This is a genomic window from Vibrio sp. Vb0304 (assembly GCF_033338995.1).
Lineage (GTDB): Bacteria > Pseudomonadota > Gammaproteobacteria > Enterobacterales > Vibrionaceae > Vibrio > Vibrio alginolyticus.
This window is the reverse complement of sequence record NZ_JAWOTT010000002.1, coordinates 211,961-236,511: the sequence shown is the minus strand read 5'-3', so window position 1 is coordinate 236,511 and position 24,551 is coordinate 211,961. Positions and strand designations below refer to the sequence as shown.

Sequence of the window (24,551 nt, the reverse complement as noted above, 5' to 3'; positions counted from 1 at the left end):
ATGAGATATTGTCCGCTACGCTATGTGGTTAACGTTGTGGAGCAAAGTTCACCTATCGAGGGAATGTTTGGTAACGAACACCCATCATTTGTTCCATACAGTGCACAACTTGGCAGCTGTAACCGAATTCGTTGTCGTACCAGATGTAAAGTACACAACGCTTGTCTTGTGCGATAGTCGCTTGACCATCTACGACGCCTGCATGGCGAGAGCCAACTAAGTCAGTTGATACAATTTCTGTTGAATCGGTGTAGTCAATCTGTGCCGAAAGCTCAGAGTTCAACGCCATTTCACGCAAGTAATCGTTCAGTGAATCACGGTCTACGTCTTCACCTAAGTTTAGATTAGCGACTGCCATAGAAACGTTTGGTGTCGGTACGCGTATCGCGTTGCCTGTTAGCTTGCCTGCAAGCTCTGGCAATGCTTTAGCAACTGCTTTTGCCGCACCTGTTGAAGTCAGAACCATGTTTAGTGAAGCACTACGTCCGCGACGGTCACCAGAGTGGAAGTTGTCGATCAAATTTTGGTCGTTTGTGTATGAGTGCACGGTTTCAATATGGCCAGAAAGAACACCATATTTATCGTTCAGAGCCTTAAGGACTGGCGTGATTGCATTTGTTGTACAGCTTGCCGCAGAGATGATGGTGTCATCTTCTTTAATTACCGACTCATTTACACCGAAGACAACGTTTTTGATGTCACCTTTACCTGGTGCTGTTAGCAGTACTTTCTCTGCGCCTTTACACGCTAAGTGTTGGCTCAGGCCTTCAGAATCACGCCAAACACCTGTGTTATCAACAACTAGCGCGTTATTGATACCGAAAGCTGAGTAATCCACTTCGCTTGGGTTATTTGCGTAGATGATTTGGATGTAGTTGCCGTTAACGATCAGTGCTTTACGCTCTTCATCGATAACAATGCTACCGTTGAACTGACCGTGAACTGAGTCACGACGCAGCAAGCTAGCACGCTTCTCCAAATCGCCTTTTTTACCGCCACGAACCACAATCGCACGTAGTCTTAGTGGGTAACCTGGACCACTTTTCTCAATGAGAAGGCGAGTAAGTAGTCGACCAATGCGACCGAACCCGTAAAGAACCACATCACGCGCTTTCAATGAAGAATCTGCGTCGCGAGCGCCATCAAGTGCAGTGATAAGGAAATCGTTTAGAGAGCTTGTATCGTCATGTTCATTCCAGTACATAGTTGCCAATTGGCCAACATCGACACGGCATGAAGAAATGCTCATTTCACAAAGCGCTTGAATAATAGGCATCGTGTGCTCAAGCGAAAGTGGGTTACCGGTATAACGTCTTGCAACGCGATGAGTTTTGAGAATGTCTATAGTAGTAGCATTAATAAGCGTTTTACCAAACAGAACCACTTCGATTCCTTTTTGACGATATAGCTTACCAATTAGAGGGGAAATAGATTCAGCAATCGTTTGGCTAGTTTGCCAGTCTTGGAGATATTTCTCTGGACTCATTGTTGTATTAGACCTTTCACGTTTTGGGGGCTAACCATACTCTCTGCTGTTGCCTCTTCGGCAGCGTGCAAGAGTGTGGTGGGTTATGTAATCGGGTTGTAATAGTTATGTGTGCGGATTCTAAGGTCGGAGTCCTTATTCTGCTAGGAAAATTAAATCCAGTGTAAAACACTACTTAAGGGGACGTTAGTGGTGGATTAATGTGACTAAAGCAGTGGTTTTCACGTATTGACATTTAGAAAGTAACTTACTTTTTTTGCGATGATAACGTTTGCTTTCAAATTAGTTTTGTTGACAAAAATGGATATTTTGCATTTTTGTGTGATTTGACTCGATAAGGCAACTCAATAGGTAAACATACAATAGATGATTTCCTGAAAAGTGATGCGACTCTTATTTGTGAGTGAAACTTTATTGTTTGCATCCAACTTTAAAATCAAAAAATATGACTTGAATCACAATTGCCACTTCATTAGCCGATGATAAAACACTCACAATAACCATAATCTAGGTAGGTGAATGTTGTTTGAAAGTAACAATGTCGTATATGCCTTTCAATGCAAGAAACTAGTCTAATATTAAATAAACGGATGAAATCAACCATTAGGCTGATGGATGTTGAGATTATCAATAAAAACACGCTTAGCACTCCTCGCACTATTACCCGCTGTGGTAATAGTGGTGTTTGCAGTTCAGCAGTTTTCTGATAATGCGTTGCGCGTGAGCCGTCTCAATCAAACGGTTAGCAATATTCAAGGTTTCCAATTGATATCCAAGGCCTCCCACTTTATTTACTCCATAGAGAAAGTACGCCGACAGCCTGATCTTCAAGTCTCTGCAGCCATTAATATTGAAGAACAAGATGAAGTTATTTCTTCTTTGCATCAAAAGTTTGTGAGTAACCCTAATACTGCTGAGTATGCTGATGAACTGAAAGAAGCCATGCTGGGGGTATTGTCAGGTAGATTGAGTGAGATGGACGACCTGGGTGATTGGGCATTTCAACAGCTCCAAAATATGTCGCGCTCTTTGTTGCAAAATCATCAATGGTATGGCAGTGACGACGGCATTCGCATGCAAAATTTTATTGCCTACCTTGCTCAGCTCTCTTTTTGGACACAGAAAGAAGCTTGGCTGACGAACCGTTTAGTCCAAGACCCTGAGAGTCGGCTAAGTCAAAGTATGTTTTATCAGGCGATTGACCGACAGCAGCAAAATTTGGATGCGTTTTTAAACTTAGGTGGGTCATACGAGCAAGTGGATAAATTGCTTGGCTTGTTTACTTCGCCGAGATATCAGAGAAACTTGGCGTCTCGCGGACAATTAATGTCAGGAGACATGTCACAAAGTGACTACGCCGCATATTTAAAAGAACTCGATTTTCGTGTGCAGCGCTTACAAGTGCTCATTGATGGGTTCACCAAACAAACTGAGCAGTCGCTTCTCACGCAGGTTCATGAACAAAAGGCCAATATAGCGGTGATCAGTTTTGGCGTTGCCTTAGTGGTTATCCTGCTTTGTTGGCTCGGATTTAGTACTTGGTTCCGAGTTAACAGCAAACTCGATGCGATCATTCACACTTTAAACGCGTTGATCAACTCCGAAGAGAAGCAAACAAAAGTCAAAGTTGATGGAAGTGATGAACTGACCATTTTTGCTCAGCAAGTGAATCGAGTGGTTGAAGAAATGCAGAGACAAACTGAAGAAATACTGCATGCAAAAGAGTCAGCAGTATCGGCTAATCGTGCAAAATCTGTGTTTCTTGCCAACATGTCACATGAAATACGCACGCCCCTTAACGGGATCATGGGCATGACAGAAATACTCTCTCAAAGTGAGTTGTCTTCGCATCAACAAGAAGTTGTTGATGACATTGACTCCTCATCTCAAACACTGCTTACTTTACTTAACGATATATTGGATCTCTCTAAAATCGAGTCTGGACGATTGGAGCTGTCACTAGTAGAAGCGGATATCCGAGAAGTCGTGTATCAGTCGATGATTTTATTCCAATCCAAAGCAACATCTAAACAGCTAAAGTTAGGTATTAATTTAGCTGAAAATATCCCCATTCGCGTGATGGTCGATGATCATCGTGTCAAACAGGTCGTTACGAATCTGGTATCGAATGCGGTTAAGTTTACCGAAAGTGGGCATGTATGCGTTGATGTTAGTTATGAGGAGTTACTTGAGAAAGAACGTGGAGTGCTGAAGTTTAAAGTAGAAGATACCGGAATAGGCATTGATCAAGATAAGTTAACCACGATTTTTGAACCCTTTACTCAGGAAGATGAAGGAGTGTCGAGGCAATTTGGCGGTACAGGGTTGGGTTTGGCAATTTGTTGTCAGCTTGTGTCGATGATGGGGGGCAAGCTCGTAGCAACATCTACAAAAGGAGTGGGCACATGCTTTGAATTCTCGATTGAGGTTGAAGCAATTCCGGTGTTTGGCTGGCGTTCGGAGGTGATTAATAAAGGGCTTTTGATCTGCTCAAATTACGACTACGCCGACCAAATATTAAAAGAGTGTCGCTTAGCGAAAATCAATCTCTTTGGCGTTAATAATGTGAATGAAGTGCAAGCGATAAATGATGACTTTGATGTCATATTTCTGTGCCACAGTAACGACGCTAATACCGATGAAGTCTTGGATAATCTATCATTTAATTACGATCTTCGCCGTGTGATTATTTGCCAGCATCATTTATCCACTCCCTACGAAAATGCAGAAAAAGTACATGCCGTACTCACATTACCTTTCCTTGGCAATCGATTTAAGCATGTCATTGATGATTTAGCTAAGGTTGAAAAGACTATATCAAGTGACAATGTCACCAATAATGTTGTCAGCTCTGAATATCGAGCGTCGCGCTCTCATCGGAGGATCTTAATTGCGGAGGATAATTTGATGAACCAGAAAATAGCGAGTTTCTTTCTGGATAAAGCAGGTTATGACTATTTGATAACAAGCAACGGTCAAGAAGCGTTAGAAGCCATCACAAAGGGAGAAGAATTCGATGCAATTTTAATGGACTGCATGATGCCCGTGATGGATGGACTGACCGCGACGAAAGAAATTCGTCGTTGGGAAAAGAAAGCAGGACGTGAAAAAACGATGATTATCGCACTCACTGCGAGTGTTTTGGAAGAAGACATCCACAACTGTTTTGCGGCAGGCATGGATGCTTATTTACCTAAGCCGTATAAATCGAACCAGTTATTTGAGCTCTTTAGTGAATTAAAACTCGCCTAGCTAACATTTCAACTTAGACAAGGCGTCAAAACGATAAAGCCCCACTTCAGGGGCTTAGTTCTGATTATTCATTGTTGTGCGTTGGCTTGAGCGCCTGCGAGTTTGCGTATGGTTTGGCGATAGGTTAGGTATGCGGAAACACCAGCTAACAGGTTGCCGATACAAGCGCCTAAGAGTAAACCTCGGATTCCATCCATTTGAGCGCCAACCCACAAGCACGGTAGGAAAAAGACAAACAAGCGCAGCGCTGAAATAGTGAGCGCGGTGTAAGATTTGCCTAATGCATTACAAAGAGAAACCATTAGCATACAAACCCCTAACGAACCCAAACTGATCGGCACTATCAGTAAATGCATTTCCAAGACTTGCTCCACTTGCACATCACTTGTCATCAATAATGCGAGTGGATTTGCCACGGCAAATGTAGTGGCAGCAATCAAAAGTTGGAAACCTAGAATGAATTTTACGGCAATACTGACGAGCCTTTGGATATCTTCATAGTTCTTTGCTCCAAGTAAGCGTCCAACCATTGGAGGCATAGACATTGTCAGCGCCAAGACCGAAACGATAGCAAAGAACTCATAGCGTGAACCAAGCGCCCAAGCGGCGACTGCTGCGGTTCCAAAGCTTGCCAATAATTTTGTTGCTAGCATGGAAGACAACGGTGGTAGCAGTTGGCTAATCATCGCGGGGCCCATAATGTTACCGATAGATGCAACACTTTTGGCTACGTTAAGATCTTGCCATTGTGTCGTTGCCCAGTGATTCTTTTTCACGCGAGGAGCGACGACTAAAATACCAAACCCAAAAGCGACGATGGTTGCTATTGCCGCTCCGTTAATACCCAAGTCAAACGTGAAAATAAATAGCGGATCGAGTACAAGGTTCACGCCGCTGGTTATCATCATCATTGTGCCAGGTAACATTGTATTGCCATTAGCTCGGCAGATACTGTAATAAAAATACAAAACCGCACCAGTCCATGAGCTTAATAACCACCAAGGCCAGTAACTGTCGATTATCGGCATAACAGATTCTGGAGCGCTTAATAGAGCTAAAATGGGGTAGCGCAAAAGCCAAATTAGCCCGCCAAAAATAGCGACACCAATTGAGCCGATCATCAATACCAATCCGCCAAGTTGTTTGGCATACCGACTTTCATTCGCCCCAAGAGCTTTAGAAATGACCGCTGTCGTTGCGATCCCTAGACCGACTTGAATACCGATAATGACCATTTGCAAAGGCAGAGTGAAACCTTGAGCGGCTAACGGTAAAACGCCGAGCTGACCGATAAACGCGCTATCCACAAGCTGAAAGCTCATTAAAGACAGAACGCCAAATAGCATTGGCCAGGTCATCGTAAATAATTGTTTTGCAAGCGTTGGTTGTGTACTTGTCGTAGTTGAAGACATAGAAAGCTGAATGCGTTAGGAATAAGAGTTAGATTGATTGTACACGGCGGTTAGTTTAGAGACAAAAATAAACCCCGAGGAAGATATTCTTGCTCGGGGTTCGAAAATCTAGCTTACGCGTTTATTTTTTGCCGCTAGTTTGCTTGTCTTCTTCAGTCAGCTCACGAATGCGACGGCTGATGTCACGACGTGCTTTAGAGATCTCAGCGCTTTTAATGATGTGGTCATCAACACGATCTTCATAGTCTGCTTTCATATTTTTGATGATTGCGACGATTTCATCGTGAGTCATTTCTGGTTTGATGTAGTCTAGAAGGTTTTCTAGAAGATCAACACGTTTACGGTTATCACGAACTTTCTTCTCGTTATCAAGAAGCTCACGTTTTAGTTTGTTTTTACGACGAGCTTGGTTAACGATTTCAAATACGCTACTCATAGTTCTCTTTCCTAATTTTATGAATATCTTCCTCGATTAAAGCACAACATCCAGTGGCATAACAGTCTTTAGATCAATAGCAATGCAGAGTTGAACATTTCTCAACCAATTGCGCTGTGTCCATATAATCGTGCTGCTTTCTTCGAGTTTTGGCCAACATCGTAGAATCCATCGATTCATTGTCATAACGTGGCCTTCACTATATTATCAACACCATTGAATGCAAAATGATGAACTTGATATGGACTCTGGTAACACTGCGGAGCAAGTAAATAGTCAAGATAATGAGCAAGTCACTCGCTCTGTGGCTGAAAAGTTAAAAACGGCGTATATCAACTCACGCGAGCAACTCGAAATCATCGAAGTTGAGCTTAATCGTTCAAAAATAATGATGGTCGACCAAGATGGCAATTTGACGAGAGTGCCGATTCTCTCGGAGCATTGATACCTGACCCTATTCGTAAGGGGTGTCAGGTCTTACGCTATGCTTTAGCCTGACACCAACACCTGAACCGCTAACGCTTCTTGCACTGCTGTGTGAATTTATGGCGTATGATTTCGAAGCGATTTAGGTACAAAGTCAAATGCAAAAATAATAAGGAAATGCATTATGAAAGTTGAGCTAACGGCAATTGAAGCACGAGTTATTGGTTGCTTGATCGAAAAAGAAGTCACTACCCCAGATCTTTACCCCCTCAGCCTAAACGCATTAACCAACGCGTGTAATCAAAAAAGCAACCGTGATCCCGTGATGTCACTCTCAGAGTCAGACGTACTCGATGCCGTTGATGCTCTTATTGAGCGCAGGCTCGTCAGTGACGAAAGTGCGTTCAACAGCCGCGTCAGCAAGTATCAACACCGTTTCTGTAATACGGAATTTGGTGATTTAAAGCTGACAGAGCAGGAGAAGGGCATTGTATGCTGTATGCTTTTGCGCGGTGCTCAAACACCTGGGGAAATTCGTACTCGTACTAATCGTCTCGCGACATTTCATGATGTAAAAGAAGTGGAAATGGTCCTTGAGCATTTAGCAAGTGAAGAGAAAGGACCATTAGTGGTCAAATTACCACGTGAGGCTGGTAAGCGGGAGTCGCGTTATATGCATTTGTTCTGTGGTGATGTTGATGCGTCCGAACTTGCAGCGCCTGTGTCTGCTGCAAGATCGAGCTCCGATCGAGTAAGTCAGCTAGAGCTCGAAGTCGCTCAGCTGAAAGAAGAGCTGGATGAATTAAAAGCTAAGGTTGAGTCACTGCTTTCATGATGGAAAATACAACGCAGCGTTGGAGTGTCTACCTGATACGAAATAACCGCAACGCGTTGTATTGTGGTGTTACCAATGATGTTGAACGAAGATTCAATCAGCACCAAACCGGAAAAGGAGCGAAAGCTTTGAAGGGAAAAGGCCCTTTGGTATTGGAATGGTCATTGGATTTTGACTCAAAGACGCTTGCCATGCGAGCAGAGTACTATATTAAGCAACTAACTAAAGCGAAAAAAGAGCTGCTCGTTATGTCAAAAGCAAATATTGTCGTCGACGAACATCAACAAATGATGTTAGAGATAGTGGCACTCTGATAAGCCCTTGCTACGCAAAGATACACGGAAACCGCCCATGTCACATTGGCGGTTTCTTTTTGTTTTTGGAGTACCATGTAGGAATAAACTGACGCATAATGGGCTGGTGTTCTGTTTACAGGTCCTGAATATGAAAAGCGCGAAATGTCTTTGCGTCATCGAGACAAAGGAAGCGACTCAATGTACTTTCATTTGCATCCACTCAGACCAAGAACTAATTTACTATTGAAACAGGCACTAAGAGGAAGGTAGATTACAAGAGTATAGGATGACTCGGCTAGGTAATGAATAGAGTTGAATTAGGCTCATAAAAAAGCTAAAAGAGCAGTAGATGAAAAAAGCGTTAGTATTCTCCCTGATTTCAATGGCCGCTTTTGCGCCGAATGTGCAGGCCACCCAAGTTCTTAATGGGTATTGGGCATATCAAGAGTTTTTAGACCAGTTTCCACAACAGAAGCAGCTAACTAGTGCGTTGGCTGAAGTGGTAAGAGAAACCCCTGTACCCGTAGCAAAAGACAAAAAGCGTCCACTGAAAATTTCTGTTGTTTATCCAGGGCAGCAGATCTCTGATTATTGGATTCGAAACATCGACGCGTTTGAAAAACGCCTAGATAAGCTTGATATCGACTATCAGCTAAATCAAGTGTTTACTCGTCCTAATGCAGATATAAAGCAGCAAAGTTTGTCTTTAATGGAGGCGCTGAAAAGCAACTCCGATTACTTGATCTTTACTCTAGATACCACAAGACATCGTAAGTTTGTTGAGCATGTCTTAGATTCAAAGAAAACCAAGTTAATTTTACAAAATATCACCACACCTGTTAGGGATTGGGAACATCATCAGCCGTTTCTTTATGTTGGTTTCGACCACGCAGAAGGAAGTCGTGAATTGGCCGTTGAGTTTGGCAAGCGTTTCCCTAAACATAGCCACTATAGTGTTCTCTACTTCTCAGAGGGCTACATTAGTGACATCAGAGGCAACACTTTTATCAACCAAGTGAACCGCGATAATCAATTTGAACTACAATCTGCTTACTACACCAAAGCAACAAAGCAATCTGGGTATGAAGCTGCAAAAGCCAGTTTGGAGAAGTATCCGGACGTTGACTTCATTTACGCGTGTTCTACCGATGTAGCATTAGGTGCTGTTGACGCTCTTAAAGAGTTAGGTCGTGATGATGTCATGATCAATGGTTGGGGCGGCGGTTCAGCAGAGTTAGAGGCGCTTTCTAAAGGGGAGTTAGACGTTACCGTTATGCGTATGAACGATGATACAGGTATTGCAATGGCTGAGGCCATTAAGTGGGATTTAGAAGGAAAGCCAGTTCCCACTGTTTACTCTGGTGATTTTGAAGTCGTTACCAAATCGGACTCTCCAGAAAGAATTGAAGCATTAAGAAAACGTGCATTTAGATACTCAGATAATTGATGACAACTACATCAAAAACAAGAAAGCGTCGCTCACTGTCGACGCTTATTACCAAAATAATTATTCTCGTACTTGCTCCGATCATTCTAGGCATCTTTGTTCAGAGTTATTACTTCTCGAAGCAGATTATTTGGCAGGAAGTCGACCGAACCAAGCAGCAGACCTCTGCCCTGATCCTGAACATTTTTGATAGCCATTTTGCAGCGATTCAGATTCATCACAACAGCAATTCGAAAAGTGATGTTGTATTGGATTTTTATACAGAACGTGATGAAGAGGCACTCAATTACTTTTTCATGAGTATTGACCAGAGTGATCCTTCCCATACACCGGAGTTTCGTTTCCTAACCGATCATCAAGGTATTATTTGGGACGATGGCAACGCGCATTTCTATGGCATCAACAACCTGATACTTAGCCGACTTGCCAGTCAGGTGACCTTTAGCAACAACTGGTATTATCTACCCTCACAGACCCCGATGGGAACTCGCCATCTGTTACTTCGTCGCGTACCCGTTTTACAACCTAAAACCGGTGAAGTGATGGGGTACTCTTACAATGTTGTTGTTTTAGATAATAACTTTGGGTTGATGGAAAGGTTAAAAAATGAAGGCAACGTCGACAATGTTGTGTTGGTCGCTAACAACACACCATTGGCAAGCTCATTAGTAGGAGATGAGGCTTATCAAATATTTGACGTACTCAAACGACGAGAGTCCCAGCACAAGCTTGACCAATTATTGATCATCAAAACCCCTATTGAGGTAAATGCCGCCGAGACTGACTTGTGCTTGCTTACTGTGCAAGACAATCAGAGCGTGGTGACATTGCAAATCCAACACCTGCTAGCAATGCTAGCCTCAGTTATCGGTATGGTCATGATTGCGCTAATGACTAAAGAATGGATCGAGAATCGAGTAGTTGAAGAGTTAGGATCCCTGATGGCATATACCCGCTCGGCTCGTGAAGAAAAAGGATTTGAGCGTTTTGAGGGGTCAGATATTGAGGAATTCGATCATATTGGTTCGACACTAGAAAACACTTTTGAAGAGCTTGAAGCACAAAAGCGCTCTTTCCGCGACCTGTTTAACTTTGCGTTATCACCTATTATGGTGTGGTCTGAATCGGGTGTGCTTGTCCAAATCAATCCGGCAGCACGCAAAGAGTTAGTCATGGAAAACGATGTTGAAACCATGCACCCAGTGTTCAAAGGTTTCAAAGAAAAGTTGATGCCACACCTTCGCATGGCGGCTCAGGGAGCTACGTTGACAGGCGTTAATGTGCCAATTGGAGACAAAGTATATCGCTGGAACTTATCGCCGATTCGAGTTGATGGAGATATTAGCGGTATTATTGTTCAAGGTCAGGATATAACCACGCTTATTGAGGCGGAAAAACAGAGTAACTTGGCGCGCAAAGAAGCAGAAAAATCTGCTCAAGCCCGTGCCGACTTTCTGGCTAAAATGAGCCATGAGATCCGAACGCCAATCAATGGAATTTTAGGGGTTGCTCAATTGCTAAAAGACTCTGTGGAAACAGAAGAGCAGAATAACCAAATTGACGTACTTCGGCATAGTGGTGAGCACTTACTTGCTGTTTTGAATGATATTTTGGACTTTTCGAAGATTGAGCAGGGTAAGTTTAATATCCAAAAGCACCCGTTTTCTTTCACTGATACAATTCGAACGTTAGAAAACATTTATCGTCCTATTTGTGAAAGTAAAGGCGTCAACCTTGTCATTGAAAACAAAATAGATCCCAATGTTGAAATTTTTACTGACCAAGTTCGTCTGAACCAAATTTTATTCAACCTAGTCAGTAACTCAGTAAAGTTTACGCCCTCGGGTAGCGTGCGCTTGCATGCTGAACTTGAGCAGTTCTATGGCGCTGACAATAGCGTGCTGGTCGTGGAAATTACGGATACAGGTATCGGCATCGAGTCTGACAAACTCGACCAAATGTTCGAACCTTTTGTTCAAGAAGAAGCAACAACGACTCGAGAATACGGTGGCAGTGGCTTAGGGCTGACCATTGTGAAGAGCCTTGTCGACATGCTGGAAGGTGATGTTCAAGTCCGCAGTCAGAAAGGCTTAGGAACGACTTTTGTCATTACAATGCCAGTGAAAGATCGTGAGCGAGTACTCACCCCTCTTGATTCGAGTTTGCGAGTTAAGCCAGGTGAACTATTTGCAGAGAGTCTCAAAGTGTTGTTGGTAGAGGATAACCATACTAACGCATTCATTCTAAAAGCGTTTTGTAACAAGTACAAAATGCAGGTTGATTGGGCGAAAGATGGGTTAGAAGCAATGGAATTCTTAAAAGATCATACTTACGATTTGATATTGATGGACAACCAACTTCCGCATCTTGGTGGAATTGAAACGACCAAAGAGATCCGACAAAAGCTAAAACTAGGCACGCCAATTTATGCGTGTACTGCTGACACCGCGAAAGAAACCAGTGACGCCTTTATGGAATCGGGTGCGAATTACGTGCTTCTCAAGCCGATTAAAGAAAATGCGCTCCATGAAGCATTTGTGGATTTTAAACAGCGGTTCTTAGTCGAGCGAACATGAATAATTGGCTCACTACGAGATAACCCAATTATTCATTATCTGAAAAGCACAACACCATGACTGTGGGTTGTGCTTTTTTGTATCTGACCCTTTTACTCTTATACAAATCAGACTTTATTGGTCTCGACGTTTGTTGTGTACATCGCTGCATTTCAAGTTCAAACATAGTGTTGTGTTACTTAGATTTCTGCCCCTTCACTGACACACCCAACGTGATTTCAATCACAAAAAGATATTTACTTAGCGTGCTAACTATTTTATATTACTTAGCACGCTAAGTAATTGAGTAGATCTTATGATTCAAGACATCAACAGTTTGCGAGACCTTTCTCTGGCTGAAAAATTATCTCGTGTTGCTCGTTTGTGGAAAATGGTTGCAGATCGCGAGTTAGAGCCTTTAAACCTAACGTATCCGCGTTGGACTGCGTTATGGAAGCTTTATCGAATGGGTGACAACATCAGTCAGAAGCATTTGGCTGAAGCGCTTGAGATCGAGTTAGCGTCGTTGATGCGAACATTAAAATTATTAGAAGAGCAATCTCTGATCGTTCGCCATTGCTGTGAACACGATAAGCGAGCACGTATTGTTAGCCTCACAGAAGAGGGGAAAACCCTACTAAAGCAAATGGAGGCTCGAATTCTTCAAGTTCGAAGCAAGCTCCTAACGGACATCAACGACCAGGAACTTCAGCAGCTTTCATTGATTCTTGATCAGATTGCTCACAATGCGCTTGATTCACTTAGCGAATAAGTCAGAAAACCGAATAAAAAGAGAAGTAAACGCCTATGACTCCAGATCAAAAATTCGCACGTTGGATCAAATATTCTTGCGTCGCGTTTGTCCTTGTCTTTGCCTATTTTCTAGTTGCAGATCTCGCCATGCCGTTGACGCCTCAGGCAATGGCAACGCGTGTGGTAACTAAAGTGGCCCCCCGTGTGAGTGGGCAGATTACGCATCTTTATGTTGCCAACAACCAAGAAATAAGCCAAGGCGATCTACTATTTCAGATTGATCCCCAGCCTTATCAGCTCGCCGTAGAAAAGGCTCAACTTAACCTTGAGCGTGTGATTCAAAACAACGAACAACTTGATGCTTCTATTGCGGCGGCAAAAGCAGACGTTGAAGCGAGCAAAATCGTGGCGGAACAAAAAGTTCGCGAAGCGAAACGTCTTAATACCCTGTTTCACCGTAATGGTACTTCGCAACAACAGCGCGATGACGCACAGAGCAGCGCAACGGCAGCTAAAGCGAACTTACTGGCCGCACGTGCTCGTTTAAAAGAGTTGGAAGTAAACCGCGGTGATTTAGGCGCGACGAATGTGAATATCCGCGTGGCGCAAAACCAGCTAAAACAAGCGGAACTTAATCTGTCTTACACTCAAGTCTCGGCGGAACATGATGGCGTTGTCGCTAACTTGCAGCTGGAGACGGGGGCCTATGCGGCAGCTGGTACACCTCTTGTCGCTTTAGTCTCCGATGACGTGGATATCATTGCCGACTTTCGTGAAAAGAGTTTACGACACTTTAATCAGAACAGCCGTGCGTTAGTGGCTTTTGATAGCTTGCCTGGTGATGTATTTGAAGCTCGTATTACGAGTGTGGATGCCGGGGTCAGCTCGGGTCAGTTCGATGCGGATGGTCGCTTAGCAACACCAACTGACTCAAACCGTTGGGTGAGAGACGCGCAGCGCTTACGTTTACATTTAGCTATCGATGAGCCTCAGCAGCGTGCATTTCCAGCAGGGGCACGAGCAACCGTGCAGTTGTTGCCAGAAAACGCATTATCTGGCTGGTTAGCGAGATGCCAGATCCAATTCTTGAGTCTTCTTCATTATATTTATTAACGAGGAGGCGATATGAAGTTATGGGACCACCCCATGTCGGAAAACGACTTCCGTCAGTGTTTGCGCATTGCAACTGGTGCGACTATTGGTTTCACTTTATGTAAAGTATTTGGTTGGAACTATGGCGTATTCTTTACTGTAACCCCGATGCTGTTACTTGGAATGGTGCCAGTCATGAGTCTACATGCCGCACGACAACTGATTTTTTCAGCGGTTGTGTGTGGATTAGAAGTTGGGGTGCTTGGTGGATTGTTTGGTGGGCACCCAGGCATGATGACAATCATTGCATTCGGGTTGTTCCTATATAAATTCGCCTGTATGTCAAAAGGGAGCTTGTTCTTATTTGGAGCGAACAGCGTACTGAGCTTAAGCATCATGCTGCATTTTGCTAGTTATCCAACCACTGACTTAAATGACCTAATATTTAGCAACCTGCAAGCGAATGTTATTTCAGTGATCGTTGCTTATGTGGTGACATTTTTGATTCCCGATGCGGAACCTCGTCAGCCACCAGCGAAACCGTCGCAGCCTAAACAGAGTCATCGAATGCGTCATGAAGCCCTTATGGGGGCGAGTATCGCTACAATGTCTTTCCTTGTATTCCAGCTATTTGACCTCAGTGACTCTATGTCTGCTCAGGCGACAACCTTACTTTTATTGTTTCCTATGCATTGGAACGGTGCTTTAGGGTATGCGCGAAAAAGAGCAATGGGGACCTTGATGGGGGTGACCTTTGGTATTGTCGGACAACTTGTATTATACGATTGGTCGGATACCTTATTGTTTATCGTCCCATTGCTTTGGATTGGTGCAATGATGTTCAGTTATATGCACGTGAAAGAGTCTAGCGGTTCGGGAGCCGGATTTGGCGGTTTAACCACATTAGGCATTTTGTTCGGCCAATATCTTACTCCGGATGGTGACTTAATGTTCAGTGCGCTGTATCGCGTGAGCAGTATTTTGTTTGCTATTGTTGCGACGCTGCTTGTGACCTATACGGTTCACAGAATACTCAACAGCTTTGAGGCGACGCGCTTTAGCGAGCAGTAAGTTCAGACGTTACTGGTTAGAAAGGATTGCTCCAGTAACTCTGTTTTTAGTTCGTGAGTCATCGCAATGGGACTGGCAAACTTAATTCCAACTACCCATCCCTTCACCAATTTCTTAATGTTGGCAATGACACATCGATTTTCTTCTCCGATATAGTGGCTTAACGGGCATTCGATGGTAACACTCTCACCCACGTTGAATTCGGGCTCAATCAAGGTTGATATACCAACACCTGCTAGAGAGAAATCGATAAGGCTACCGTCGTAGACATTCCCTGCATGAATAACGTTACAGTCCATTTGCAACTTGTAACGCTCATGTTCCCGAACTGGTTTGGTTGCAAATGTTCCTGGAATGCGGATAAACAAAAGGGGGGATGGTCGAACGGTCGTCGTCAGCACGCTGGACTTAAACGCAATGACATGGCCTAACTCCGTATCTGATACACCACGCACGATGACATCGGCGTTGGGGAGTTTTCTCATCACTTGCTCTTCAAGCAAACGCATTGGTATATCAAGAATCAAATAAGCATTTTCTTTCATCCCCAGATAGGTGGTGGAATACGTATATTGATCCTTAGGCCCAAATTCGAAATTAGTAGAAAGTTTCATTCCCGGTTTGAGAAACCTATGCAGTTCATCTTTAGTATGAGTGGCTGGCATCACATTGGCGTTTTAATTATTAGTTAAGCTGAGGCTATCAAAACGCCATTTTGTTATTCAAGATAGTAAGGCATAAGTTTTTGTAAAATCATCGCTATCTGTGAAGTGGTGGGCGATAAGTTTGGCTCATTCCACCTTTCATAAAGATTTGGCTTGCCACAATACTGCCGCATGTGACCAACATCAGCGCTAACCAAGTGAGAGAATCTGGTTGTTCACCAAAAATTGGAACGGCAAGAAGTGTCGCGACGACTGGAGTTAATGAACCAAAAGCTGCGCTGGCTTCGGCACCGATGATCCTAATTGCATAAATGAAAGTGAAAGAAGCGATTAAACCTGCGCCAACACCTTGTAGCATCGCGTGGCCAAATAACTCCTCCCATGGCCACTGGCTGAACGGTGTTACCACCAAATAACTGTCTACCCACCCGAAACCAACGGCGATGATGAGCAGAGCCAAAGACGCGATTGCAACGAATCCTGCACAGACGTGTGCATTAAGATTGGCGACACGAGCGCTGATGGTGAAAGCAGCCCACATGATGCTGCCAGTTAGAAACAGGATATGCCCTTGCAACTGAGACCAGTTGTACTCTGCGCCGCTATTAGAAAGAAGGAATACGAAAATCCCTAACAACACCGTAGAAAGCCCGATTAAGCGGTGAGCACTCAGCGACTGTTGATAACAAAGTACCGCGATAGCAGAAACAAACAATGGCAAAGTGCCAGGTACTAATGCACTGCCGTGCGCCACGGGAGCGAAATGCATAGCCGTTCCGACGACCAGAAGATAGGGAAGGCCGCTTCCAACCACAACACCAACCAGGTAGCGTTTAGGCACTACGCGTAGCGACTGTTTATGCTTAATCACAAATGGTAATAAAATTATACTTGGGATTAGAAAGCGAACTAACGCGATATCGGCTGGCTGCAAGGCAGAAATTGCGCCCCCTTTTAAAGAAATAAAGAAACCAGACCAAAGCAGTAAGGTCGTTAATATAGCTGCGTATCCCAAGATCATTATCGACATATCCATTTGTAAATGATGTGTTAATTGTTGAATAAAACTCTTGCCAAAGGGAGGCAAAGTTTGACGTAATTAGGCTTGATGTTGGTGATAAATTGCGTATAAATGTTAATTATTAGTGATTAAAGGCACAGAAGAATAAATGGATAAAATTGACAGGCAACTTATCAACCTAATGCAGAAGGATGCCACTCTGACAACTGCAGAACTTGCTGACCAAGTAGGGCTATCGGCATCACCTTGTGCAAGACGCATTAAGCGTTTGGAGCAGGAAGGTGTAATAAGTGGTTATCGAGCTATTGTGTCCAGAGACACTGTAGGCATCGCGATGACTGTATTTGTTGAAGTGAGTTTAAATAACCACCAAGCTTCTTCGATTGATGAGTTTGAACATGCCGTTGTTGAGATGGATGAAGTGATCTCATGCCATGTCGTATCAGGGGCCTATGATTACCTGTTAGAGGTGGTCAGTAAAGATCTCGCTGGTTATGAAACATTTACTAGAAAGTTACAGCGATTAGAAAATGTGAAAGATATTCATACCCACCTGGCGATTAGACAAGTGAAAGGAAATGGCAGTTTGCCGATTTATGCATAAGAAAGATGAAATTTTTCGATAGACTTAAGATTGCCCACTATCATCGAAAGCGATATAGACAGTTTGGTAAAGACAGAGCCCGAACTCTGGGATGGGCAGATAAGTATAGTCAGATCAGCCGTTTTGAGGCGTTGTGTCGAGGGTTAACGTTAGACGGTTCAAGTATTTTAGATATTGGGTGCGGCTACGGAGACTTGTTAGCGTTTATCGAACTTACGGGGGGGCTTCCTCAAAGCTATATTGGCATTGATCAGCAAAAACAATTTATCTCTGAAGCCAGAAAACGAGATTTTCGTACGCAAAGTAAGTTTATATGTGGCGACTTTTCAACGTTGGTATTGCCTCGTTGCGATTTTGTTTTTGCTTCCGGATCATTGAACTATCAATCCACCAACCCAAATCATGCCATTGAAATGATTGATAAAATGTTCCGAGCGACAGAGAAAGGTTGTGTGTTTAACTTGTTGGATGAATCCAAACTACCCAGCATGAAAATGTTAGCGTTGCACAATAAAGAAGGTGTCTTTCGCTATTGTCGGTTGCTGTGTCCGAATACACGATTGATTGAGGGGTACTCCGAGCACGACTTTACGATTGCCATGATCAAAAAAGCGGAGTCCGTTTCCTGACTCCGCTTTATAAATTCTTAAGCCTTATTGGTTTTTGTATTGTGAGATTTCACAGTTACCTGTGTATCTATCAACCTTGAATGAGAACGCGGCTGAATGGTATTCCCTCCCATCACTCCATATTGTTTCTCCGAAGATTTTACACAGATCCAAATCACTGATTGAACCGAACTCTTTTACGTGCCTAACTACTGACAAAAACTTGGCTTTGGTAGCATTAGGACATTCCCTGTTACTTAATCGATTGATAACCATGTTTGTAGCATCATCTCCAGCCAAATGTGACTTTTTATTAAATTTTATTAATGGCTAAACTAACCAAAAAATGTCCATAAGTAAAGCATTAATGTGACGTATGTCTCTATAAATTGATTGTCTTGGTCATGGTTTAGTCAAGTTTGTCAAAGGGAACAATCCCATTATTTACATTTGATATCATTCACGACTAAGGAAAGATAAAAAGCACGAATAACGTCCAATATTGGAGTGAAAAACCAACATCGTCTATTCAAAACTGGCTCTGTTTTTACTTCGAAACATCTTGAGCGTATTGAAGCGCTCGAGCTTCTTTATCATAGACTTGTGACAGAGTTTGATATTGTGAAGAGAGGCGCTTGTAATCTTCAGCAAGTTCCAGAGCGTTGGTGTTATACCATTCCGCGGTTATTTGATTGGCTATTTTGTTTGACTCGCGGCACTTTTGGGCCAGTATCTCCCACCCATTTGCTGACCATTGGGATTGTGTGCTCAATTTAAGCAGCTGATTCGCTTTAGTTGTGAGCTCTTCTTTGTATTGAATCGATGCTTTTAATTGCGCTTTGAACACATTTTGGTTCGACTTGGCACGCCAAAGTAGCACGAGCTCATGCATTGAAAAGGTTTCGGACAATAACTGACGCTGTTTATGTTCGGTTAAAAGTGTATTGAATACCTCAACATGCTGATTGTAATTGGACTCTAAACGATTGAATTGGGTAAGATTGTCATTCCACGACGATGGGTTACATTGAATATTGGCGTGCCCCGTTATCGGGAACAGAAGAAATAGTAGTATCCAATTGAGTCTGTTGATCATTATTGCTCGCGTTAGTTGACCTGCTCTTTTGAGTATATACCCAAATTTCTACGACATGCGTGCTGCTGGTGGGATAAGAATAAAGAATGAAAAGGAAAAGGGCATGAAGAAAATTCTCGTCGCATTGATTGTCATGCTGTTGCTCGGCGGAGCGGGGGCTGGATACTATTTCTTCTTTATGCAGAAAGATGAACCTGAAGCACCAAAGGCTACACAAGTCGAGCAATCGTCACTGCAAAAAGAAACATCCAAACCGATTCTGGATTTAGAAGCCGCTCCCCCGGAAGTTACCGAGTACTACGTTATTGAGCGTCGTGTCAATGTTTACAACAAGCCTAACCTTAATGCTTTAGTTGTCGATACGCTCTATAAGGGAGAAAAAGTATCGGTGTTAGAAAAAGTAGATGGGTGGTACCGAATCTCCGGCTATCTTGTCTATGAAGAGGGTGGAGAAGAAAAAGCCGAATGGTTGAATGCTGAAGGGTTATCGGATGCAGAGCCAGTTATTAAAGAGCAAGAGCGCTTAGAGATATTGGATGAATACCTACAGAAGTCGGATGATTTAAAAGTTCACTTGGATATTTTCCGTAAGAAAACACAGCAATTGTTAGACGATGAAACCTGTGATCCGAGTGATTTTGAGGAGCTCGGGGGTTGGGTGCGTTCTGTGACGTTCAAAAAGCGCAACGTTTACTTCATCTATTGTGGCGGTTTGGAGCAAGAGAATAAGATCTACTTAGATGTTGATAAGGGCGATATTTTTTATCGATAACTCACCACCAATTACACTCGTTCTCTAAAGACGTTTTGATAAATGCAATAACGATGCAAACCTGAAATCAGAGATTTATAACTTTTTAGTTGTGAACCATAATCAATAGGAATACTATCAACGAGTCAAGTGACCTAACTTGGCTCTTTGTGTTTTTAGTGAGTTCCTATGCCTTGGATTTACCTTAGAAAGTTGATTTTGCTGCTATTTGCAATGGTATTGCTACCAGTGCATGTATCTGCTGCGCAAATCGACCACAAGGCTCACGTACCGCACTTTTCTAAGCTACAACCTTTTGTAGCCGTAAGTGTATCGCCAAACTCTTCCGTCGATTTTTCTGAAGTTTCAGAAGAAAGCTCTCAATCTCCAGTATCTGAAGGCCATGCAAGTCTCGATTCCGTTGCTTTGTTTAACTCTCAGCGCTGGACGTCTTACTTACGGGAAGGGCTTGATGACGAGCACGTAGATTTTGTCGGCGATCTCACTACTCCGTTTTACGCTGATGCGGGTTACGCATACAGCTTGATGGACATTAACTGGCGTCACAACCAGTCCACATTTTATCATTTCACAAGCGATCATCGCATTTCTGGTTGGAAAGAGACCAATGCCATGTACGTCGCACTCAATAGTCAGTTTTCTGCCTAAACACCATCTATTTGCACCATTGTGCACTCTTAGCACGACGATTGTATTCGACAGGACGTGAGCGTTCTGAGCATTTCATACCCTGAATTTATTCTGGGAGCATCTGTCGTGTGTTAAGCCTTGTTATTAAAAGCTTCACTTCATTGTGAAGGGATGATGTTTACATGAAAAAAACACCAAAGCAGCAAAAGAACAGAAAGCTGATGAATCACTACTCAGCTTGGAAATATGTCGTATTAATCACGACAGTCATTATTTTAACCCTAAGTGCTATACCAACTTGGTTTGGTGAACAGCCTTCTATCCAGTTGACGTTTGCGGATCAAAACAACAGCGAAATGTCGGTTGTTCATCTGAATCAACTGCTAAAAACCAACCATATTTCAGCCGACAAAATCATCGAAAAAGACGGCAAAACAACCATTGTATTCGATGGTGAAGATGCGCAAAGTAAAGCTCGTGCGTTGTTAAACAAAGAGCTAAATAAAGACGACAGCATCACTTTCTCATACGTATCGGTTGCGCCAGAATGGTTAAATGAGATGGGCTTTAGCCCAATAAAGCTCGGTCTTGACCTTCGTGGTGGCGTTCAGTTCTTGTTGAATGTTGATGTGAATAAAGCGTTTGAAGAACAACGTGATGCGTTGATTGATGAAATCAAAGCGAACCTACGTGATCAACGTGTTCGTGGTGTGCAAGTTCGAGCAGAGAGCGGCAACCGAATTACGGTAAACAGTGACAGCGAGCAAGCATTGTCGGAAGTGAACAAGCTCTTGCGTCAAAACTACCCGGGCTGGATTTCAAAAAGTTCATCTCGTGGCTTTGTGCTTGAACCGAGTGAACAAAATATCCAAGAATTTCAATCGTCGACTCTTCAACAAAACCTGAAGATCATGCGTGGTCGTATTGAAGAACTTGGTATCACAGAAGCACTAGTGCAACGCCAAGGTAAAGAGAGCATTCGAATTGAACTCCCTGGTGTACAAGATCCTGCTCAAGCGAAAAACGTTATTGGTGCAACAGCAAGCTTGGCGTTTTATGAAGTGAAAGATGCGAGCCAAGCACACAGCAGCCAAGATCTTGTTCTTCAAGATAATGATGGTCGTACTGTGATTTTGTCAAAACGACCAGTTCTAACGGGCGAGCACATCGTGAACGCTCGTGCTGGTGTCGACAAAATGGGCATGTCAGAAGTCAATATTTCTCTTGACCACGCTGGTGGTAAGAAAATGAGTGACTTCTCAGCAACTCACATCGGCAAGCCAATGGCGACCGTTTACCGTGAATACAAAACAAACGATCGCGGTGTAACTGAGCGTAGTGAGCGCGTTATCAGCGTCGCGACTATTCAATCTCAGCTTGGTAGCCAGTTCCGTATTACTGGGGCAGGTAGCATGGACGATGCGCAGCAGTTGGCGCTATTGCTTCGCGCGGGGTCACTGACCGCGCCGGTTACTATTGTGGAAGAGCGAACAATCGGTGCTTCTCTGGGGGCAGAAAACATTGAAAACGGTTTTGCAGCACTGGCTTTAGGTATGGGACTAACACTGACCTTTATGGCACTTTGGTACCGCCGCTTAGGTTGGGTAGCAAACGTGGCGCTTTGTGCCAACATGCTTTGTTTGCTTGGCTTAATCGCCTTGTTACCAGGAGCGGTTCTAACGCTTCCGGGTATTGCCGGTTTAGTGTTAACCGTCGGTATGGCAGTAGACACCAACGTTATTATCTTTGAACGTATTAAGGACAAAATGCGTGAAGGCCGCAGCTTCGCTCAAGCGATTGATCTTGGCTTTGACAGCGCATTCTCGACCATCCTTGATGCCAACATTACTACCATGATCACCGCCGTGATTTTGTACGCCATCGGTAATGGCCCAATCCAAGGCTTTGCCTTAACACTCGGATTAGGTTTGTTAACCAGTATGTTTACAGGCGTATTTGCCTCTCGAGCAATGATCAATTTAATTTGGGGCCGCGATGCCCGTCGTGATGTGAGGGTTTAATCATGGTCGAAATGCTAAAACAAAATATTCGTAAAATTCGCTACTTTACTACGCTAGTTTCCATCATTTTAACGGTGATCGCGATCGTCGCTCTAGGCTTTAAAGGGTTGAACCTAGGTTTGGACTTCACTGGCGGTATGGTGACAGAAGTAAAGGTAGATAAGCAGCTAACTAACCATGATCTGCTTGACGTTCTGCAACCAAAGCTTGGTGAATCTGCGTCAGTGACACGCTCTGGTGAAGATGGCCGTTGGGTGATTCGTTACTCTGCGCCGGAAGATGGACAAACGTTGCCAAGTGTAGAAGAGGTGTTGAAGCCAATCTCTCACCAAGTTGATGTTGTCAGCAACAGTATAGTTGGCGCTCAAGTTGGCCAAGACTTGTTTGAACAAGGTGGCTTAGCATTGTTGATTTGTGTGTTGAGTATTCTCGGTTACTTGTGTTTCCGTTTTGAGTGGCGTTTGGCCAGTGGTTCACTGTTTGCTTTGGCCCATGATGTGATCTTAGTGCTTGGTTTTTTTGCAGTTACTCAAATGGAGTTCAACTTAACCGTTTTTGCAGCGGTGTTAGCAATTTTAGGTTACTCATTGAATGACTCTATCATCATTGCAGACCGAACCCGTGAGCTGTTGATTGCGAAACAGAGTTGGAAAACAGAAGACATCAATGATCAAGCTGTTATCGCGACGTTTTCACGCACCATGGTGACATCTGGTACGACATTGATCACTGTTGGTGCATTATGGATTATGGGAGGAGCGCCTTTGGCTGGTTTCTCAACCGCCATGTTTATTGGCGTTCTGTCGGGTACATGGTCTTCGATTTCGATTGGTACTGTTCTGCCGGAGTGGTTGAAACTGGAGCCGAAACATTATCTTCCAGTTGAGATCGACGCTGCGCCGTAGCATTATTTTTAAGGTAAAAGTGCTTGCGCCACTCATCTTGAGTGGCGCTTTTTTGTGCTTATTTCACGCGCATCAAGCGATGTTTCACAAGTCCCAAATCGAACTCTAAGACTTGTGAGCGCTTCATTGCTTCGACTTTATTCAACATCGACTCTTGGTAGCCTTTCTTCTTCATCCACTGAAGAGGTACAGAGAAAGCATCTTCATTAACGACATAAGACTCGCCTTTATGCTCACCGCTATAGACGTTCACAACCCAAACTCGGGCTTGAAAGTCCAATACTTCACCCATGACTTTAGCGATTTTATTCAGAATATTTTTCATTGTTTCCAGTTTGCCTTAGCTTAGTAGCAACCAAACACCAACTCCCATCATTAAAGTGCCTGCGATACGGTTCATTAGGCGTACATTCTTAGACTGACCTAATACGTGTTTCAACCCTTTACCACCAGTAGCGTACAGAGACATGCAAATGAACTCAAACAGTAAAATAATAGAGACAAGTATGATCAGTTGCGGTGCAAGTGCTGCGTTTTGGTCTATAAAAGGCGGTAAAAGAGAAATCATAAATGCCCAGCCTTTTGGGTTTGCGATTGCAGTAACGAAGCCTTGCATGATCAGTGCGATATTGTCACTCTTTGGTGTTTCTAAGTTGTCGACATTAATCGCAAGTTTCCCTCGCGATCGCCACATTTCAACACCAAGATAGAGTAAATAACCGCCACCAATGAACTTTAACGCGATAAACATCCAAGGATAATTGAGCATAATCGCAGCGATACCTAACACCGCAGAGACTGACACCAGCGCAACACCGAGAAGTTCTCCTATCATCATCCATAACGTGCGACGATAACCGATACTCATACCTAACGTTAGGGCGAGAGTCATGCACATACCAGGCGTGATTGAGACAAAAAAGAAAGTAGGGATGAACATACTGAGCAATGCAAGATTCATATCTGTTGATGATTTAGTGATTAAAGAGAAGCCACAAAGATAGTGCAAAGTGGAAAAGGATGCTACTACAAAGCGAACGATTACTTTCACTAGTAGCTAGTTGATGTTCTTCGAGTATATAAATTTAAAATGAAATTATATTTTAATCTATGCGTCATAATAGTGCGTATTGCACCAGTATGAGACAAGCTCTTATATCATGTTTAG

At 43.4% G+C, this 24,551-nt stretch carries 23 protein-coding genes; 15 read left to right on the top strand and 8 right to left on the bottom strand.

What is annotated here, in order from left to right; translation table 11 throughout:
* Positions 1 to 52: 52 nt before the first annotated feature.
* Positions 53 to 1,486, bottom strand: a complete 1,434-nt coding sequence (locus R7P35_RS06055) for a glyceraldehyde-3-phosphate dehydrogenase (RefSeq protein ID WP_025767937.1) — start codon at positions 1,484 to 1,486, stop codon at positions 53 to 55.
* 615 nt (positions 1,487 to 2,101) lie between these two features.
* Here R7P35_RS06055 and R7P35_RS06050 point away from each other — a divergent pair.
* Positions 2,102 to 4,738, top strand: a complete 2,637-nt coding sequence (locus R7P35_RS06050) for an ATP-binding protein (RefSeq protein ID WP_318091857.1) — start codon at positions 2,102 to 2,104, stop codon at positions 4,736 to 4,738.
* Positions 4,739 to 4,806: 68 nt separating this feature from the next.
* Here the strand turns inward: R7P35_RS06050 and R7P35_RS06045 are convergent, their stop codons facing one another.
* Both R7P35_RS06045 and R7P35_RS06040 read right to left on the bottom strand, forming a co-directional pair.
* Positions 4,807 to 6,150 carry an MATE family efflux transporter gene (locus R7P35_RS06045; RefSeq protein ID WP_206958756.1) on the bottom strand — a complete coding sequence of 448 codons (1,344 nt, stop codon included), beginning with the start codon at positions 6,148 to 6,150 and terminating at the stop codon, positions 4,807 to 4,809.
* A gap of 121 nt (positions 6,151 to 6,271) precedes the next feature.
* Positions 6,272 to 6,586, bottom strand: a complete 315-nt coding sequence (locus R7P35_RS06040; RefSeq protein ID WP_005373603.1) for a DUF496 family protein — start codon at positions 6,584 to 6,586, stop codon at positions 6,272 to 6,274.
* Between the two features lie 241 nt (positions 6,587 to 6,827).
* On the opposite strand from R7P35_RS06040, the gene R7P35_RS06035 reads away from it, so the two are divergent.
* The 8 genes from R7P35_RS06035 to R7P35_RS06000 all read left to right on the top strand — a co-directional run bounded on the left by R7P35_RS06035 (position 6,828) and on the right by R7P35_RS06000 (position 15,061).
* Positions 6,828 to 7,031, top strand: a complete 204-nt coding sequence (locus tag R7P35_RS06035; protein WP_253819668.1) for a hypothetical protein — start codon at positions 6,828 to 6,830, stop codon at positions 7,029 to 7,031.
* A 165-nt stretch (positions 7,032 to 7,196) separates the two neighbouring features.
* Positions 7,197 to 7,847, top strand: coding sequence for a YceH family protein (locus tag R7P35_RS06030; RefSeq protein ID WP_213904415.1), 651 nt, complete (start codon positions 7,197 to 7,199; stop codon positions 7,845 to 7,847).
* Positions 7,844 to 8,161: a GIY-YIG nuclease family protein gene (locus R7P35_RS06025; protein ID WP_132937186.1), complete on the top strand. Its 318-nt coding sequence runs from the start codon at positions 7,844 to 7,846 to the stop codon at positions 8,159 to 8,161. The genes R7P35_RS06030 and R7P35_RS06025 overlap by 4 nt, the downstream gene beginning before the upstream one ends.
* Before the next feature lie 331 nt (positions 8,162 to 8,492).
* The gene (locus tag R7P35_RS06020; RefSeq protein ID WP_005385634.1) at positions 8,493 to 9,590 is read left to right on the top strand and encodes an autoinducer 2-binding periplasmic protein LuxP; all 1,098 of its coding nucleotides are present in this window, start codon (positions 8,493 to 8,495) and stop codon (positions 9,588 to 9,590) included.
* A complete protein-coding gene (gene luxQ, locus R7P35_RS06015) occupies positions 9,590 to 12,166 on the top strand; it encodes a quorum-sensing autoinducer 2 sensor kinase/phosphatase LuxQ (RefSeq protein WP_017635176.1) in 2,577 nt (858 codons plus the stop codon). The genes R7P35_RS06020 and luxQ overlap by 1 nt, the downstream gene beginning before the upstream one ends.
* A 295-nt stretch (positions 12,167 to 12,461) precedes the next feature.
* On the top strand, positions 12,462 to 12,917 hold the full coding sequence (gene slyA, locus R7P35_RS06010; RefSeq protein ID WP_017635177.1) for a transcriptional regulator SlyA: 456 nt from the start codon (positions 12,462 to 12,464) through the stop codon (positions 12,915 to 12,917).
* Positions 12,918 to 12,952: 35 nt separating this feature from the next.
* Positions 12,953 to 14,011 (top strand): HlyD family secretion protein, encoded by a 1,059-nt coding sequence (locus R7P35_RS06005; protein ID WP_005373588.1) that lies wholly within the window; start codon positions 12,953 to 12,955, stop codon positions 14,009 to 14,011.
* A gap of 12 nt (positions 14,012 to 14,023) precedes the next feature.
* A complete protein-coding gene (locus R7P35_RS06000) occupies positions 14,024 to 15,061 on the top strand; it encodes a DUF2955 domain-containing protein (protein WP_017635179.1) in 1,038 nt (345 codons plus the stop codon).
* Positions 15,062 to 15,063: 2 nt separating this feature from the next.
* Here the strand turns inward: R7P35_RS06000 and R7P35_RS05995 are convergent, their stop codons facing one another.
* Both R7P35_RS05995 and R7P35_RS05990 read right to left on the bottom strand, forming a co-directional pair.
* Positions 15,064 to 15,726: a flagellar brake protein gene (locus tag R7P35_RS05995; RefSeq protein WP_064369362.1), complete on the bottom strand. Its 663-nt coding sequence runs from the start codon at positions 15,724 to 15,726 to the stop codon at positions 15,064 to 15,066.
* A gap of 94 nt (positions 15,727 to 15,820) precedes the next feature.
* Entirely contained in the window at positions 15,821 to 16,747 is a 927-nt protein-coding gene (locus R7P35_RS05990; RefSeq protein ID WP_017635181.1) for a DMT family transporter, read from the bottom strand.
* Positions 16,748 to 16,895: 148 nt separating this feature from the next.
* On the opposite strand from R7P35_RS05990, the gene R7P35_RS05985 reads away from it, so the two are divergent.
* Together R7P35_RS05985 and R7P35_RS05980 are read left to right on the top strand one after the other, a co-directional pair.
* A complete protein-coding gene (locus tag R7P35_RS05985; protein ID WP_005373581.1) occupies positions 16,896 to 17,351 on the top strand; it encodes an Lrp/AsnC family transcriptional regulator in 456 nt (151 codons plus the stop codon).
* 5 nt (positions 17,352 to 17,356) lie between these two features.
* Entirely contained in the window at positions 17,357 to 17,980 is a 624-nt protein-coding gene (locus tag R7P35_RS05980; RefSeq protein ID WP_318091853.1) for a class I SAM-dependent methyltransferase, read from the top strand.
* A gap of 526 nt (positions 17,981 to 18,506) precedes the next feature.
* Here R7P35_RS05980 and R7P35_RS05970 read toward each other — a convergent pair.
* Positions 18,507 to 19,055, bottom strand: coding sequence for a hypothetical protein (locus R7P35_RS05970; RefSeq protein WP_005373576.1), 549 nt, complete (start codon positions 19,053 to 19,055; stop codon positions 18,507 to 18,509).
* Between the two features lie 103 nt (positions 19,056 to 19,158).
* Between R7P35_RS05970 and R7P35_RS05965 the strand changes: the two genes are divergently transcribed.
* The 4 genes from R7P35_RS05965 to secF all read left to right on the top strand — a co-directional run bounded on the left by R7P35_RS05965 (position 19,159) and on the right by secF (position 23,383).
* Positions 19,159 to 19,827 carry an SH3 domain-containing protein gene (locus R7P35_RS05965; RefSeq protein WP_005373574.1) on the top strand — a complete coding sequence of 223 codons (669 nt, stop codon included), beginning with the start codon at positions 19,159 to 19,161 and terminating at the stop codon, positions 19,825 to 19,827.
* A gap of 168 nt (positions 19,828 to 19,995) precedes the next feature.
* Positions 19,996 to 20,475 carry a hypothetical protein gene (locus R7P35_RS05960; RefSeq protein ID WP_005373572.1) on the top strand — a complete coding sequence of 160 codons (480 nt, stop codon included), beginning with the start codon at positions 19,996 to 19,998 and terminating at the stop codon, positions 20,473 to 20,475.
* 164 nt (positions 20,476 to 20,639) lie between these two features.
* Complete coding sequence (gene secD / locus R7P35_RS05955) at positions 20,640 to 22,478, top strand: protein translocase subunit SecD (RefSeq protein ID WP_193837923.1); 1,839 nt, start codon at positions 20,640 to 20,642, stop codon at positions 22,476 to 22,478.
* Between the two features lie 2 nt (positions 22,479 to 22,480).
* On the top strand, positions 22,481 to 23,383 hold the full coding sequence (gene secF / locus R7P35_RS05950) for a protein translocase subunit SecF (RefSeq protein WP_318091850.1): 903 nt from the start codon (positions 22,481 to 22,483) through the stop codon (positions 23,381 to 23,383).
* 58 nt (positions 23,384 to 23,441) lie between these two features.
* On the opposite strand, the gene R7P35_RS05945 is transcribed toward secF, so the two are convergent.
* On the bottom strand, positions 23,442 to 23,708 hold the full coding sequence (locus R7P35_RS05945) for a hypothetical protein (protein WP_017635186.1): 267 nt from the start codon (positions 23,706 to 23,708) through the stop codon (positions 23,442 to 23,444).
* Positions 23,709 to 23,723: 15 nt separating this feature from the next.
* Entirely contained in the window at positions 23,724 to 24,344 is a 621-nt protein-coding gene (locus tag R7P35_RS05940; RefSeq protein ID WP_021035942.1) for a LysE family translocator, read from the bottom strand.
* Positions 24,345 to 24,551: the final 207 nt, after the last annotated feature.

Coding starts and splice junctions, on each gene's coding strand:
- R7P35_RS06005 (WP_005373588.1), top strand. CDS start 12,953: ATGACTCCAGATCAAAAATTCGCACGTTGGATCAAATATTCTTGCGTC.
- R7P35_RS05995 (WP_064369362.1), bottom strand. CDS start 15,726: ATGCCAGCCACTCATACTAAAGATGAACTGCATAGGTTTCTCAAACCG.
- R7P35_RS06020 (WP_005385634.1), top strand. CDS start 8,493: ATGAAAAAAGCGTTAGTATTCTCCCTGATTTCAATGGCCGCTTTTGCG.
- R7P35_RS05945 (WP_017635186.1), bottom strand. CDS start 23,708: ATGAAAAATATTCTGAATAAAATCGCTAAAGTCATGGGTGAAGTATTG.
- R7P35_RS06035 (WP_253819668.1), top strand. CDS start 6,828: ATGGACTCTGGTAACACTGCGGAGCAAGTAAATAGTCAAGATAATGAG.
- R7P35_RS06045 (WP_206958756.1), bottom strand. CDS start 6,150: ATGTCTTCAACTACGACAAGTACACAACCAACGCTTGCAAAACAATTA.
- R7P35_RS05960 (WP_005373572.1), top strand. CDS start 19,996: ATGCCTTGGATTTACCTTAGAAAGTTGATTTTGCTGCTATTTGCAATG.
- R7P35_RS05985 (WP_005373581.1), top strand. CDS start 16,896: ATGGATAAAATTGACAGGCAACTTATCAACCTAATGCAGAAGGATGCC.
- R7P35_RS06040 (WP_005373603.1), bottom strand. CDS start 6,586: ATGAGTAGCGTATTTGAAATCGTTAACCAAGCTCGTCGTAAAAACAAA.
- R7P35_RS05970 (WP_005373576.1), bottom strand. CDS start 19,055: ATGATCAACAGACTCAATTGGATACTACTATTTCTTCTGTTCCCGATA.
- R7P35_RS05940 (WP_021035942.1), bottom strand. CDS start 24,344: ATGAATCTTGCATTGCTCAGTATGTTCATCCCTACTTTCTTTTTTGTC.
- R7P35_RS06030 (WP_213904415.1), top strand. CDS start 7,197: ATGAAAGTTGAGCTAACGGCAATTGAAGCACGAGTTATTGGTTGCTTG.
- R7P35_RS06000 (WP_017635179.1), top strand. CDS start 14,024: ATGAAGTTATGGGACCACCCCATGTCGGAAAACGACTTCCGTCAGTGT.
- R7P35_RS06025 (WP_132937186.1), top strand. CDS start 7,844: ATGATGGAAAATACAACGCAGCGTTGGAGTGTCTACCTGATACGAAAT.
- R7P35_RS05980 (WP_318091853.1), top strand. CDS start 17,357: ATGAAATTTTTCGATAGACTTAAGATTGCCCACTATCATCGAAAGCGA.
- secF (WP_318091850.1), top strand. CDS start 22,481: ATGGTCGAAATGCTAAAACAAAATATTCGTAAAATTCGCTACTTTACT.
- R7P35_RS05965 (WP_005373574.1), top strand. CDS start 19,159: ATGAAGAAAATTCTCGTCGCATTGATTGTCATGCTGTTGCTCGGCGGA.
- secD (WP_193837923.1), top strand. CDS start 20,640: ATGAAAAAAACACCAAAGCAGCAAAAGAACAGAAAGCTGATGAATCAC.
- R7P35_RS05990 (WP_017635181.1), bottom strand. CDS start 16,747: ATGATCTTGGGATACGCAGCTATATTAACGACCTTACTGCTTTGGTCT.
- slyA (WP_017635177.1), top strand. CDS start 12,462: ATGATTCAAGACATCAACAGTTTGCGAGACCTTTCTCTGGCTGAAAAA.
- R7P35_RS06050 (WP_318091857.1), top strand. CDS start 2,102: ATGTTGAGATTATCAATAAAAACACGCTTAGCACTCCTCGCACTATTA.
- luxQ (WP_017635176.1), top strand. CDS start 9,590: ATGACAACTACATCAAAAACAAGAAAGCGTCGCTCACTGTCGACGCTT.
- R7P35_RS06055 (WP_025767937.1), bottom strand. CDS start 1,486: ATGAGTCCAGAGAAATATCTCCAAGACTGGCAAACTAGCCAAACGATT.